Source organism: Aeromonas sp. INTO2 (assembly GCF_049860605.1).
Classification (GTDB): domain Bacteria; phylum Pseudomonadota; class Gammaproteobacteria; order Enterobacterales; family Aeromonadaceae; genus Aeromonas; species Aeromonas caviae.
Genome location: NZ_CP187588.1, coordinates 3592454 through 3604552 on the forward strand (window position 1 = coordinate 3592454; position 12099 = coordinate 3604552).

Annotated in this window: 13 protein-coding genes; 6 read left to right on the forward strand and 7 right to left on the reverse strand. The window is 62.8% G+C overall.

What is annotated here, in order from left to right:
* The first annotated feature begins 28 nt into the window (after nucleotides 1-28).
* The 5 genes from ACPW74_RS16960 to ACPW74_RS16980 all read left to right on the forward strand — a co-directional run bounded on the left by ACPW74_RS16960 (nucleotide 29) and on the right by ACPW74_RS16980 (nucleotide 5508).
* Nucleotides 29-1174: an ABC transporter substrate-binding protein gene (locus tag ACPW74_RS16960; RefSeq protein WP_039039701.1), complete on the forward strand. Its 1146-nt coding sequence runs from the start codon at nucleotides 29-31 to the stop codon at nucleotides 1172-1174.
* Nucleotides 1175-1246: 72 nt separating this feature from the next.
* Nucleotides 1247-2260, forward strand: a complete 1014-nt coding sequence (locus tag ACPW74_RS16965; RefSeq protein WP_279981957.1) for an ABC transporter ATP-binding protein — start codon at nucleotides 1247-1249, stop codon at nucleotides 2258-2260.
* Entirely contained in the window at nucleotides 2257-3225 is a 969-nt protein-coding gene (locus ACPW74_RS16970; protein ID WP_425858407.1) for an ABC transporter permease, read from the forward strand. Before ACPW74_RS16965 ends, ACPW74_RS16970 begins: the two co-directional genes overlap by 4 nt.
* A 7-nt stretch (nucleotides 3226-3232) precedes the next feature.
* A complete protein-coding gene (locus ACPW74_RS16975; RefSeq protein WP_215270086.1) occupies nucleotides 3233-4048 on the forward strand; it encodes an ABC transporter permease in 816 nt (271 codons plus the stop codon).
* Nucleotides 4049-4077: 29 nt separating this feature from the next.
* A complete protein-coding gene (locus ACPW74_RS16980) occupies nucleotides 4078-5508 on the forward strand; it encodes a gamma-aminobutyraldehyde dehydrogenase (protein ID WP_202043179.1) in 1431 nt (476 codons plus the stop codon).
* A gap of 126 nt (nucleotides 5509-5634) precedes the next feature.
* Here the strand turns inward: ACPW74_RS16980 and cyoE are convergent, their stop codons facing one another.
* The 4 genes from cyoE to ACPW74_RS17000 are packed head-to-tail and all read right to left on the reverse strand — an operon-like array spanning nucleotide 5635 to nucleotide 8748.
* Complete coding sequence (gene cyoE / locus ACPW74_RS16985) at nucleotides 5635-6540, reverse strand: heme o synthase (protein ID WP_279981961.1); 906 nt, start codon at nucleotides 6538-6540, stop codon at nucleotides 5635-5637.
* Complete coding sequence (locus ACPW74_RS16990) at nucleotides 6537-7547, reverse strand: COX15/CtaA family protein (RefSeq protein ID WP_279981962.1); 1011 nt, start codon at nucleotides 7545-7547, stop codon at nucleotides 6537-6539. The genes cyoE and ACPW74_RS16990 overlap by 4 nt, the downstream gene beginning before the upstream one ends.
* Nucleotides 7548-7606: 59 nt before the next feature.
* Nucleotides 7607-8089, reverse strand: a complete 483-nt coding sequence (locus ACPW74_RS16995) for a hypothetical protein (RefSeq protein ID WP_279981963.1) — start codon at nucleotides 8087-8089, stop codon at nucleotides 7607-7609.
* Nucleotides 8086-8748 carry an SURF1 family protein gene (locus tag ACPW74_RS17000; protein ID WP_425858408.1) on the reverse strand — a complete coding sequence of 221 codons (663 nt, stop codon included), beginning with the start codon at nucleotides 8746-8748 and terminating at the stop codon, nucleotides 8086-8088. Before ACPW74_RS17000 ends, ACPW74_RS16995 begins: the two co-directional genes overlap by 4 nt.
* A gap of 81 nt (nucleotides 8749-8829) precedes the next feature.
* Between ACPW74_RS17000 and ACPW74_RS17005 the strand changes: the two genes are divergently transcribed.
* On the forward strand, nucleotides 8830-9036 hold the full coding sequence (locus ACPW74_RS17005; protein ID WP_043152873.1) for a DUF2909 family protein: 207 nt from the start codon (nucleotides 8830-8832) through the stop codon (nucleotides 9034-9036).
* Between the two features lie 8 nt (nucleotides 9037-9044).
* On the opposite strand, the gene ACPW74_RS17010 is transcribed toward ACPW74_RS17005, so the two are convergent.
* Genes ACPW74_RS17010 through ctaD form a run of 3 tightly spaced genes read right to left on the reverse strand, consistent with a single transcriptional unit; the run spans nucleotide 9045 to nucleotide 12091 of the window.
* Nucleotides 9045-9926, reverse strand: a complete 882-nt coding sequence (locus tag ACPW74_RS17010; protein ID WP_043152874.1) for a cytochrome c oxidase subunit 3 — start codon at nucleotides 9924-9926, stop codon at nucleotides 9045-9047.
* Between the two features lie 2 nt (nucleotides 9927-9928).
* Nucleotides 9929-10483 carry a cytochrome c oxidase assembly protein gene (locus ACPW74_RS17015; RefSeq protein WP_223931668.1) on the reverse strand — a complete coding sequence of 185 codons (555 nt, stop codon included), beginning with the start codon at nucleotides 10481-10483 and terminating at the stop codon, nucleotides 9929-9931.
* Between the two features lie 9 nt (nucleotides 10484-10492).
* Nucleotides 10493-12091, reverse strand: a complete 1599-nt coding sequence (gene ctaD, locus ACPW74_RS17020; RefSeq protein WP_069784288.1) for a cytochrome c oxidase subunit I — start codon at nucleotides 12089-12091, stop codon at nucleotides 10493-10495.
* Nucleotides 12092-12099 lie beyond the last annotated feature (8 nt).

The window sequence follows — 12099 nt, forward strand, 5'->3', positions numbered from 1 at the left end:
CGGTTGCCAATCATGCAAGGAGAGCAAGATGAAATTGACCCCTCTGACCCTGGCCCTGATCCCGGCGCTGCTGGCAAGCCAGGTCCAGGCTGCCCCCACCACCCTCGGCAAGGGTGAAGGCCAGCTCAACATCGTGGCCTGGGCCGGCTACGTGGAGCGCGGCGAGACCGACAAGAACTACGACTGGGTCACCGGCTTCGAGAAAGAGACCGGCTGCAAGGTCAACGTCAAGACGGCCGCCACCTCGGACGAGATGGTGGCGCTGATGAACGAGGGGGGCTTCGATCTGGTGACCGCCTCCGGCGACGCCAGCCTGCGCCTCATCGCCGGCGGCAAGGTGCAGGCACTCAACCTGGCGCTCATCCCGAGCTACGGCAAGATAGACCCCCGCCTGCAGAATGCCCCCTGGCACACGGTGGACGGCAAGCACTATGGCGTGCCCTACCAGTGGGGCGGCAACATCTTGATGTACAACACCAAGGTGTTCCCCAAGGCACCCGACTCCTGGAACGTGGTGTTCGAGGAGCAGACCCTGCCGGACGGCAAGTCCAACAAGGGTCGGGTGCAAGCGTTCGACGGCCCCATCCACATCGCCGATGCCGCCCTCTATCTGATGAGCCACCAGCCCGCGCTCGGCATCAAGGATCCCTATGAGCTGAACGAGGATCAGTACAAGGCCGCCCTCGACCTCCTGCGCCAGCAGCGCAAGCTGGTGGGACGCTACTGGCACGATGCCTTCGTCCAGATCGACGACTTCAAGAACGAGGGGGTAGTGGCCTCTGGCTCCTGGCCCTTCCAGGCCAATACCCTGATCGCCGACAAGCAGCCCATCGCCACGACGGTGCCCAAGGAGGGCGTCACCGGCTGGGCCGACACCAGCATGGTGCACAGCGAGGCCAAGAACCTCACCTGTGCCTACAAGTGGCTGGAGCACTCCCTCAACAACAAGCTGCAGGGGGATCTCGCCTCCTGGTTCGGCTCCGTGCCCGTGGTGCCGGCCGCCTGCGAGGGCAATGCCCTGCTCGGGAAAGAGGGGTGCAAGACCAACGGCATCGACAACTTCGATCGGGTTCACTTCTGGCGAACTCCCGTCTCCCAGTGCAAGAGCCAGGGAACCTGCGTGCCTTACTACCGCTGGGTCTCGGACTATATCGCCATCCTGGGTGGTCGCTGAGGTGCCTCAGTAAATGCTGATATGGGGCCGGACAGGAGTCCGGCCCGCTTCCCACACAGACAAGGACGCCCCATGAATGCCGTACAATTTGACCGGGTCAGCCGCTACTATGGCGAGGTGAAGGCGGTCGATGACATCTCCTTCCAGATCCCGGCCGGAGAGTTTTTCACCCTGCTGGGGCCGAGCGGTTCTGGCAAGACCACCTGCCTGCGGATGATCGCGGGCTTCGAATACCCGAGCGAGGGGGAGATCCGGCTGTTCGGCGAGCCCTGCTCCACCGTGCCCCCCTACGATCGCAACCTCAATACCGTGTTTCAGGACTACGCCCTGTTTCCCAACATGGATGTGCGCGACAACATCGGCTATGGCCTGATGCTCAAGGGCGTCGCCAAGGCGGAGCGTTACCGCAAGGTGGACGAGATGCTGGAACTGGTGCGCCTGCCCGGCGTCGGCAACCGCAAGCCGGGCCAGCTCTCCGGCGGCCAGCGCCAGCGCATCGCCATCGCCCGGGCACTGATCAACCAGCCGCGCATCCTGCTGCTGGACGAACCGCTCGGGGCCCTCGACCTCAAGCTGCGCGAGCAGATGCAGCTCGAACTGAAAGCCTTGCAGCGCCAGCTCGGCATCACCTTCATCTTCGTCACCCACGACCAGCAGGAGGCGCTCTCCATGAGCGACCGGATCTGCATCTTCAATCAGGGCAAGATCGAGCAGATCGCCGCGCCGGATACCATCTATGACGCCCCCGCCACCCCCTTCGTCGCCCGCTTCGTCGGCACAGTCAACCTGTTCGAGGGGGAGCAGGCCCGCCGGCTGTGCGGCGATGCTCAGCAGATGATGGTGCGCCCGGAGCGGATCCGCCTCGCCGAGGCCGGCACGCCGGGCTGGTCAGGGGAGGTGCGTGAGGTGGAGTACCTCGGCCCCTTCGTGCGCTACCGGGTCGATCTCGGCGAGCAGCTCGAGCTTATCGTCAACCACCCCAACGAGGGCCAGGCCCGCCTGCCCCGTGGCGCCCGGGTCAGCCTCAGCTGGCCGGAGCAGGCGATCCATCGCCTGCACACCGCCCCTCAGGGAGCTCAACCATGAGTGCCCCCCACAGTGCGAGCCTTGCCATGAGCCAACCCACCGCCCCCCTCTCCTATCGGCCGCTGCGGCGCCTCTCCACCCTGCTCTACGGGCGGCCAGGCCTGCTGCTGGCCATCCTGCTCGGGCCACCGCTGCTCTGGCTCGGCATCATCTATGTCGGATCCCTGCTGATGCTGCTCTCCAACGCCTTTTTAGGACTGGACGAGTTCAGCGGCCAGATCCGCCACGAGCTGGGGCTGCAGAACTTCGTCGCCCTGCTACGGGCGGAGAACCTGGACGTGATCCTGCGCACCGTCGGCATGTCGCTGCTGGTGACCCTGGCCTGCGCCCTGCTCGGCTTTCCGGTGGCCTACTACATGGCGCGCTACACCAGCGGCAAGACCCGGGCCCTGTTCTACGTCGGCATCATGCTGCCGCTCTGGTCCAGCTATCTGGTGCGGGTCTACGCCTGGAAGCTGATCCTGGCCAAGGAGGGGGTCATCAGCTGGCTGGCAGATACTCTGGGACTGGACTGGCTGCTGGACGCCATCCTCTCGCTGCCTGTGATCGGCGGGCCGTCGCTGTCATTTTCGCGCATCGGCACCTTCATTGTGTTCGTCTACGTCTGGCTGCCCTTCATGATCCTGCCTATCCAGGCAGCGGTGGAGCGGATCCCGCGCTCCCTGCTGGAGGCGAGCGGCGATCTCGGCGCCACCCCGGCCCAGACCTTTCGCACCCTGATCCTGCCGCTGGCCCTGCCCGGCGTGGTGGCGGGCTCCATCTTCACCTTCTCCCTGACGCTGGGGGACTACATCATCCCCGGCATCATAGGCAACTCCACCATGTACATAGGTCAGGTGGTCTACATGCAGCAGGGCACGGCGGGCAACCTGCCCTTCGCCGCCGCCTTCTCGCTGGTGCCGATCCTCATCATCGCCATCTACCTGACCATCGCGAAACGCTTGGGGGCCTTCGATGCGCTCTAATACTTCCATGAAACGGGACCATGGCAGCCAGCCCTCCGGCCTGCTCAAGTACGCGGCCATCGGCGGCCTCCTGTTCCTGCACTTTCCGATCCTGTTCATCTTCCTTTACGCCTTCACCAGCGAGAGCAAGAGCTACCAGTTCCCGCCGCCCGGGCTCACCCTCAAGTGGTTCGAGGTGACCCTCAACCGCCCCGACGTATGGCGCGCCATCCAGCTGTCGCTGGAAGTGGCCGGGCTCGCTACCCTGGTGGCCATGATGCTCGGCACCCTGGCGGCGGGGGCCATCGCCCGCAGCCGCTTCTTCGGCCAGGAGGTGGTGTCGCTCTTGCTGGTGCTGCCCATCGCCCTGCCCGGCATCGTCACCGGCATCGCGCTGCGCTCCGCCTACGGGGTGATGGAGATCCCCTTCAGCTTCTGGACCATCGTGATCGGTCACGCCACCTTCTGCGTGGTGGTGGTCTACAACAATGCCCTGGCGCGCTTTCGCCGCACCAACCAGAGCCTCATCGAGGCGTCCATGGATCTCGGGGCCGACGGCTTCCAGACCCTGCGCTACGTGATCCTGCCCAACCTCGCCACGGCGCTGCTGGCGGGGGGCATGCTGGCGTTTGCCCTCAGCTTTGACGAGGTGATCGTCACCACCTTCACCGCTGGCCAGCAGACCACGCTGCCGATCTGGATGTATCAGGAGCTGATCCGGCCACGGGATAGGCCGGTCACTAACGTGGTGGCGCTCATCATAGTGGCCTTCACCACCATTCCCATTCTGCTTGCCTACTACCTCACCCGCGACGGCCAGGACGTCGCCGGCAGTGGCAAATAACGACTCAACGCGTGCGCAAGGATGCAACCATGAAACTCTCTACCCAACTCTTGATCGACGGTCAGTTCGTCACCGGTGACGGCCAGGCCGAGCCCATCCTCAACCCGGCCACCGGCGAGCTGCTCGCCTCGGTGCCAGAAGCCTCGTTCGAGCAGGTGAACCGGGCGGTGAACGGCGCCCAGCGCGCCTTCGCCCAGTGGAGCCGCACCACCCCGGCGAGCCGCAGTACCCTGCTGCTGCGCCTGGCCGATGCCATCGAGCGCCACGCCGAGGAGTTCGCGGCGCTGGAATCCCTCAACTGCGGCAAGCCCTATCTGGCGGTGCTCAATGACGAGCTGCCGGCGGTAGTGGACTGCTTCCGCTTCTTCGCCGGCGCCGCCCGCTGCCTGCAGGGGCCGCTGGCGGGGGAGTACATCGAGGGGCACACCAGCATGATCCGCCGCGACCCCATCGGTGTGGTGGGCAGTATCGCCCCCTGGAACTATCCGCTGATGATGGCGGCCTGGAAGATGGCCCCGGTGCTCGCCGCCGGCAATACGGTGGTGCTCAAGCCCTCCGAGCAGACCCCGCTCACCGCCCTGCGCCTGGCGGAGCTGGCCAGCGAGCTGTTCCCCCGCGGCGTCATCAACATCGTCTGCGGCCGGGGCGAGAGCGTGGGGGCGCCGCTGGTGGAGCACCCGCTGGTGCGCATGGTGTCCCTCACCGGTGACATCGCCACCGGCCAGAAGATCCTGCAGAGCGCCGCCCGCACCATGAAGCGCACCCACCTGGAGCTTGGCGGCAAGGCGCCGGTTATCATCTTTGACGATGCAGACTTGGAGGCCGTGGTGGCGGGCATTCGCACCTTCGGCTTCTACAACGCCGGCCAGGATTGCACCGCCGCCTGCCGCATCTACGCCCAGGGCAAGATCTACGACAAGTTCGTCGCCGCCATGACGGAGGCGGTCGCCTCCATCAAGGTGGGCGGTCCGCGCGAGGAGGGGGTGGAGATGGGGCCGCTCATCTCGGACCGGCAGCGCAACCGGGTGGCCAGCTTCGTGGAGCGGGCCCAGAGCAGCGGCCACGTGGAGGTGACGGCGGGGGGCAAGATCCGCCCCGGCAACGGCTTCTTCTTCGAGCCGACCCTGATCGCCCACGCCCGTCAGGAGGATGAAATCGTGCGCCGGGAGGTGTTCGGCCCGGTGGTGTCGGTGACCCGCTTCAGCGACGCCGAGCAGGTGGTGCAGTGGGCCAACGACTCGGATTACGGCCTCGCCTCATCGGTCTGGACCAAGGATCTGAGCCTTGCCAGCAAGGTGGCCAGCCACCTGCAGTACGGCTGCACCTGGATCAACACCCACTTCATGCTCACCTCCGAGATGCCCCACGGCGGCATGAAGATGTCCGGTTACGGCAAGGATCTCTCCCTCTATGCGCTGGAGGACTACACGGTGCCGCGCCATATCATGGTCAAGCTCTAGGCTCCACTCCGTCCCCCTGAAAACAAGATGGCCCCAAGGGGCCATCTTGTTTTGCATCAGGTCTGTGCATCCCTGCTGTGCACCGACGCAGCGTCACCATTCACCCGACCTCGACCCGCATCAACGTCATGACAGCCGCCACAACCAGTGGTGATCCAGAATCAGCAGACCAAACAGCAGCATCAGGTGATAGATGGAGAAACGGAAGGTGCGCATCGCCTGGCCGGGGCGCTTCTCATATTTCAACAACCAGCCATGCCAGCAGAATCCGAGGTTCAGCCCCAGACTGCCGACCAGGTAGACAAGCCCCGACATGCCGATCAGATAGGGCAGCAGACAGACCAGCGTCAGGATCAGCAGATAGAGCAGGATGGCGGTCTTGGTGAAATCGGCGCCGTGGGTGACGGGCAGCATGGGAATGTCGGCACCGGCATAGTCATCGCGCCGGTGGATGGCCAGGGACCAGAAATGGGGCGGCGTCCAGGTAAAGATGATCATCACCAGCAGCCAGGGCTCGGCCGAAAGCTGCCCCGTGATGCTGGTCCAGCCCAAGAGCGGTGGCATGGCTCCCGCCAATCCGCCGATGACGATATTCTGCGGCGTGGCCCGCTTCAGCAGCAGGGTATAGACGACCGCATAGCCGAACAGGCTGGCCAGGGTTAGCCAGGCAGTCAGGGGATTCACGCCCCAATGGAGCAGAACAAACCCCGACAGCGCCAGACAGATCGCGAAACTCATCGCCTGCCCCGGCGTGATCCGTCCCATGGCGACCGGGCGCCAGCGCGTTCTTGGCATCCGGGCATCGATGCCGCTATCCAGAGAATGGTTCATGGCCGCCGCCCCGGCAGCGAGCAGTCCAATCCCCGCCAGGCCCAGTATCATTTCGTCCAGAGAGGCGCGTGTCGGCTCGGCCAGCAGCATGCCCACCCAGGCGGTCAGGAGCAGCAGGGCGACCACCTTTGGTTTGGTCAACTGACAATAATCGCGCCCCCGGCGGAGGGCGAAGCGCTGTACCCGCACTCTCCCATTCATGTCCGGCTCCTGACCATCCCAGGGGGTCGCAAGGGGTCGTGATGAGGCAAAGAGAGCCTCCCGCGCGCCAGCACACAGCAGACCAGCAGGTGGGCGGCCACCAAATTATGCGCAAGGGCGTTGGCCAGTGGCAGGGCCAGATGGACGTTCGCCAATCCCAAGGCAATCTGCACGGTCAGCAGACCCAGCAACAGCCAGCCAAATCCTCTCAGAGGCGTCCGCTGGCAGAGCAGCGCGAGGGCGAAAGCCCCCACCAGCAAGGCCGTGGTCAGCGCTCCCAGGCGATGGGCGATGTGAATGGTCTGGCGCGCCTCCTTGCCCAGCACGCCGAACTCATAGCTGGCGTGCCCCAAAGGGAGATGAAAGGCTTGCGCCCAATTCAGCTCTGCCTGCCAGTTGCCCTGGCACAAGGGAAACTCCATACACGCCATGGCCGCATAGTTCGCCGACGTCCAGCCCCCCAGCGCGATCTGCAGCAGCAGCACGCCGCAGGCCATGCTGCCAAGCCAGGACACCCCCTGGTGTACGGGCGGGGATACAGTGAAGTCTGCCAATTCGGCCCGATAGAGCCAAAGCAAGGTCAGGATGACGAAGCCGCCCAGCAGATGAGTGGTCACCACCAGGGGATGCAGGGCCAGGGTCACCGTCCACATACCCAGCGCCGCCTGACCCGCAACCAGCACCAGCAAGATGAGCGAGAGGTGACGCAGTCGGCCGCCTGTACGCCAGCCCAAGCCGGACAGGAGCACAATCACGCCTCCCAGCACCCCGGCGCAGTAGCGATGCACCATCTCGCTGCGCGCTTTGTGAGGAACAAGCGGGCTGGCCGGATAACGTTGTGCCGCCAGTTCCGCATGCTCAGCGCGGGGAATGGCCAGGGAACCATAGCAACCTGGCCAATCGGGGCAAGCCAGCCCGGCATCCGTCAACCGGGTATAAGCACCGAGCGCGATGACAAGAAATGCCAGCGCAATGGCCACGGAGGCCAGCCTCTTGTGCATCTTCATATGCCGCCTCGTTGACCGTGCAGTCACCAGAAGATGCGAGTCCCATGTCGGCTGCATCGTCACTGCACCCCACGCTGATATTTGAGCAGTTGCTGCAGATCCGACAGTACCGCCTTGCCAAGCAACGGCCAGGTCGTCGTGCTGCCGGGTACCTCGTAACGCAAGATGGCCAGCCCGCGGTCGTCCACCAGTAGCATCTCTCCCTCCCTCATTTCACTGTTTGCCTCGTGAGGTGGCGTCAACTGGACCAGCTCCAGCTTGTCCAGGTTGCGGCCAAGTGCCGCCTGGATGCGCGCCATCAGCACAGGGACCTGCCGGCATTGCCCCTCGCAGCGAGGGGCCACCAGATAGACCAGTCGCCATTGGTGCTGATGGGCAGGAAGCGGTTGCAACAGATAGATATCCTGGTGCAGCCAGTGCCCCTTGCTGCGCGTGCCGGGTTCATACCAGCCCTGGTGAAGAGTCAGAGCCGCCAGCACCACAGGCAGCAGGATCACCGCAGCAAAGAGCACTGGCACCCGCCAGCGTCGCCATCCGCTCATGGGGAGCACCTCCTTGTCAGCATGACCCCCCCTGACAGAACCACCAGCGCCAAGCCGAGCCATTGCACCGCATAGGCCCGGTGTTTTTCGGGCGGCATGACATTGTGCTGGTAGTGATAGAGGAATGGGGTTCGTCTTTGATACAACACGGCGTCTGCAAGCGGGGCTCCGATTGCCTGTCGCAGGGTCTCGACCCTGATGGATTGCAGCCGGTTCGGGTAGGGGCCTGGTTCTATGTTCTGTCCCAACAGGAAGCCGCCGGGAGCCATGCGCAGAACACCTTCAAGGGTCATTGCGGCGGGGATGGCGGGATTGGGTAATTGCGACCTGTCGGATGGCGCGGGCACCCATCCCAGGTTGACCAGCAACAGTGAGGATCCTCCTTCTGCGCGTACCGGGATGAGCACGTCATAGCCAACCTCCCCGTTGACGATCTGGTTGTCCAGCAACCAGACATAAGGGCTGACCCACTCGGCTTTCCCTTGCAGAGGCTGGCCATCCAGTGACTCCGGGTGTTGCCAGTCGATCTGGGCCAATGTCCTTGGCCCGGCCTGCTGCATCTTTGCCATCTGCGCCAGCCAGGCCGTTTTTTCCATTGCGCGCTGCCACTGCCAGAACGCCAGCTTGCACAAACCGGCCGTCACCACCAGAGTGAACAACAAGACGAACCAGCGTCTGTGATGCCATGGTCGTCGCTTGTCTCGTGCAGCCGAATCGCGCATATCGAGGAGGATCCCAAGATGTTGATCAAGGTCGTTCTGATACTCATGCTGCTGCTCATCATCGGCCAGCTGTTTCACGCCCTCTGGCTGATGCTCAGTGCAGGCAATACGCAAAAGATGTCGGTACCTCTGGGCCGGCGCGTCTTCTTCTCCCTGCTGGTGGTCATCATACTGCTGCTCTCTCTCGCGATGGGCTGGCTGGAGCCCAACCCTCGCCCCTACTGAGCACGGCATCAAAGCAGGTAGACAAAGACGAACAGACAGAGCCAGACCACATCGACGAAGTGCCAGTACCAGGCCGCAGCCTGGAAAGCGAAATGACGCTGTGGGGTGAAATGATCCCTCAACATGATGCGCAGCCAGATGATGGTCAGGAAAAGGGTGCCCAGCAGCACGTGCAGTCCATGGAACCCGGTCAGAATGAAGAAGGTATTGCCATAGATGCCGGAATCCAGCCGCAGCCCGAGATCCCGATAGGCATGCAGATACTCATAGCCTTGAAACCACAGGAATATCAGCCCGAGCACCACGGTGGCCAGCAACATCCCCTTGAGCCGCATGCGTCTGCCGTTTTCCAGACTCATGTGTGCAAACAGCAGGGTCACGGAGGAGCCGAGCAGGATCAGGGTATTGATGAGGGGGATCCCCTGCCAGGGCATGGCCTGGGTCGTGGCACCGCCGGGCGTCTTGAGCAGGGGCCAGTGAGCGGTGAAATCCGGCCACAGCAGCTGGCCCGTCATCACCCTGTGGCCCGCACCATCCAGCCAGGGCACCGCAAGCTGGCGGGCATAGAACAGCACTCCGAAAAAAGCCAGAAAGAACATCACTTCGGAGAAGATGAACCAGACCATGCCCTGCCTGAAGGATCTGTCCATCTGGGCGCTGTAGAGCCCGGTCATGGACTCCCGGATGATGTGACGGAACCAGCCAAACAACATGAATGCCAGCAGGGCGACACCGGCCATCATCAGATACCGGCCGAAACCGGTCTGCCCACTCGCCACTTCATTGACCAGATGTCCCGCCCCCAACGCCAGGAAAAACAGTGCAATGGCACCAATGATGGGCCAGCGACTCTGGTCCGGGACATAATAGGTCTGGTTCACCTTGGCCATGGTCATTTCCTCTGTGCGAGTGCTGGTGCAGGTACGGACTCCGTGATGTCATAGAGCGAGTAGGAGAGCGTGATGGTATTGATGCTGTCCGGTAGTGCCGGATCAATATAGAACTTGAGCGGCATCAGCTTGCTCTGCCCTGCCCTCAGCTCCTGGCGATTGAAGCAGAAACACTCCACTTTCTTCAGATAGGCTGCGGCGGGACCGGGAGAGACCGACGGGACCGCCTGACCCACCATGGTCCGCTCCGTGGGATTGAACACCCGAAAGTTGACCATCTTCACCTCCCCCGGCTTCACCGACAGCCGAGTCGTCTCACCGCTGAACTCCCACGGCATCCGGGTATCCGCATGAGCAAGAAACTCGATCTGGATGCTCCGCTTGCTGTCGATCACCGCCCGCTCCGTACTGGCCATTTGATCAGACGTCTTGCCATTGAGGCCGGTGATCCGGCAGAAGACGTCATAAAGCGGCACCAGCGCAAAGGCAAAACCAAACATGACGAGCACGACCAGAGCCAGTTTTCTGAGCAAGGGGGCATGACTGACCTGGGTCATATGACCTCCCTAACGCTCTTCCGACCGGATATCCGGTGGAGTCTGGAAACTGTGATAGGGAGGGGGAGAAGAGAGCGTCCATTCCAGCCCCTCGGCCCCCTCCCATACCCGATCGCTCGCCTTGGCTCCGCCTCTGATGCATTTGATCACACCCCAGACAAACAGCAGCTGGGACAGGCCGAAGGCAAAGCCCCCCAGGCTGATCAGCATGTTGAAGTCCGCAAATTGCAGGGCGTAATCGGGAATGCGGCGAGGCATGCCCGCCAGCCCGACAAAATGCATGGGGAAAAACAGCACATTGACCGAGACGAGCGAACACCAGAAGTGCCATTGGCCGAGCCGCTCGTCATACATGTGCCCCGTCCATTTCGGCAACCAGTAGTAGGCCGCAGCCAGGATCGAGAAGACGGCACCGGTCACCAGCACATAGTGGAAATGGGCCACTACGAAATAGGTGTCGTGATACTGAAAATCAGCCGGCGTCATGGCCAGCATCAGCCCGGAGAAACCGCCAATGGTGAACAGGGTGATGAAGGCGATGGCAAACAGCATGGGGGTCTCGAATGTCAGAGAACCACGCCACATGGTGGCAAGCCAGTTGAATACCTTTACCCCTGTCGGCACAGCGATCAGCATGGTGGTGTACATGAAGAACAGCTCCGCCACCACGGGCAATCCGGTGGTGAACATGTGGTGCGCCCAGACCATGAAGGAGAGCAAGGCGATGCTGCTGGTGGCATAGACCATGGAGCGATAACCGAACAGCTTCTTGCGGGAGAAGGTCGGAATGATGCTGGAGACGATGCCGAAAGCCGGCAATATCATGATGTAGACTTCCGGGTGCCCGAAGAACCAGAAAATGTGCTGAAACAGGACAGGATCCCCCCCACCGGCCGCATCGAAGAAACTGGTCCCGAAATACTTGTCCGTCAGCACCATGGTCACCGCAGCCGCCAGCACCGGCATGACAGCGATGAGCAGAAACGCCGTGATGAGCCAGGTCCAGACAAACAGCGGCATCTGCATCCAACCCATGCCCGGCGCCCGCAGGTTGAAGATGGTCACGATGACGTTGATGGCCCCCATGATGGAGGAGATCCCCATGATGTGAATGGCAAAGACGAACAGGGCCGTGCTGTTGCCGCTGTACTGGGTGGACAGGGGGGCATAGAAGGTCCAGCCAGAACTGGGGCCGCCTCCCTCCATAAACAGGCTCGACAGGAGGATGAGGAAAGCAAACGGCAGGATCCAGAAGCTCCAGTTGTTCATGCGGGGCAGTGCCATGTCAGGGGCCCCAATCATGATGGGGATCAGCCAGTTGGCGAGGCCGGTGAAGGCGGGCATGACGGCACCAAAGACCATGATGAGGCCGTGTACCGTGGTCATCTGGTTGAAAAACAGGGGTTCCACCAGTTGCAGTCCGGGCTGGAACAGTTCTGCCCGGATCACCATGGCCATGGCGCCACCGGTAAAGAACATGGTGAGGGCAAAGCACAGATAGAGGGTACCGATGTCCTTGTGATTGGTGGTGTAGAGCCAGCGCCTCAGACCGGCCGCTGGCTGGTGGACATGTTCGCTGTGCGGGGTATCCGTGATTCCATCACTCATGCCGACGC

Bases quoted from the DNA above. Each gene is read 5' to 3' on its own strand.
- ACPW74_RS17010 (WP_043152874.1), bottom strand. From the start codon at position 9,926: ATGGCCAAGGTGAACCAGACCTATTATGTCCCGGACCAGAGTCGCTGG.
- ACPW74_RS16995 (WP_279981963.1), bottom strand. From the start codon at position 8,089: ATGAGCGGATGGCGACGCTGGCGGGTGCCAGTGCTCTTTGCTGCGGTG.
- ACPW74_RS16975 (WP_215270086.1), top strand. From the start codon at position 3,233: ATGAAACGGGACCATGGCAGCCAGCCCTCCGGCCTGCTCAAGTACGCG.
- ACPW74_RS16970 (WP_425858407.1), top strand. From the start codon at position 2,257: ATGAGTGCCCCCCACAGTGCGAGCCTTGCCATGAGCCAACCCACCGCC.
- cyoE (WP_279981961.1), bottom strand. From the start codon at position 6,540: ATGAATGGGAGAGTGCGGGTACAGCGCTTCGCCCTCCGCCGGGGGCGC.
- ACPW74_RS16990 (WP_279981962.1), bottom strand. From the start codon at position 7,547: ATGAAGATGCACAAGAGGCTGGCCTCCGTGGCCATTGCGCTGGCATTT.
- ACPW74_RS17015 (WP_223931668.1), bottom strand. From the start codon at position 10,483: ATGACCCAGGTCAGTCATGCCCCCTTGCTCAGAAAACTGGCTCTGGTC.
- ACPW74_RS16960 (WP_039039701.1), top strand. From the start codon at position 29: ATGAAATTGACCCCTCTGACCCTGGCCCTGATCCCGGCGCTGCTGGCA.
- ACPW74_RS16980 (WP_202043179.1), top strand. From the start codon at position 4,078: ATGAAACTCTCTACCCAACTCTTGATCGACGGTCAGTTCGTCACCGGT.
- ctaD (WP_069784288.1), bottom strand. From the start codon at position 12,091: ATGAGTGATGGAATCACGGATACCCCGCACAGCGAACATGTCCACCAG.
- ACPW74_RS16965 (WP_279981957.1), top strand. From the start codon at position 1,247: ATGAATGCCGTACAATTTGACCGGGTCAGCCGCTACTATGGCGAGGTG.
- ACPW74_RS17005 (WP_043152873.1), top strand. From the start codon at position 8,830: ATGTTGATCAAGGTCGTTCTGATACTCATGCTGCTGCTCATCATCGGC.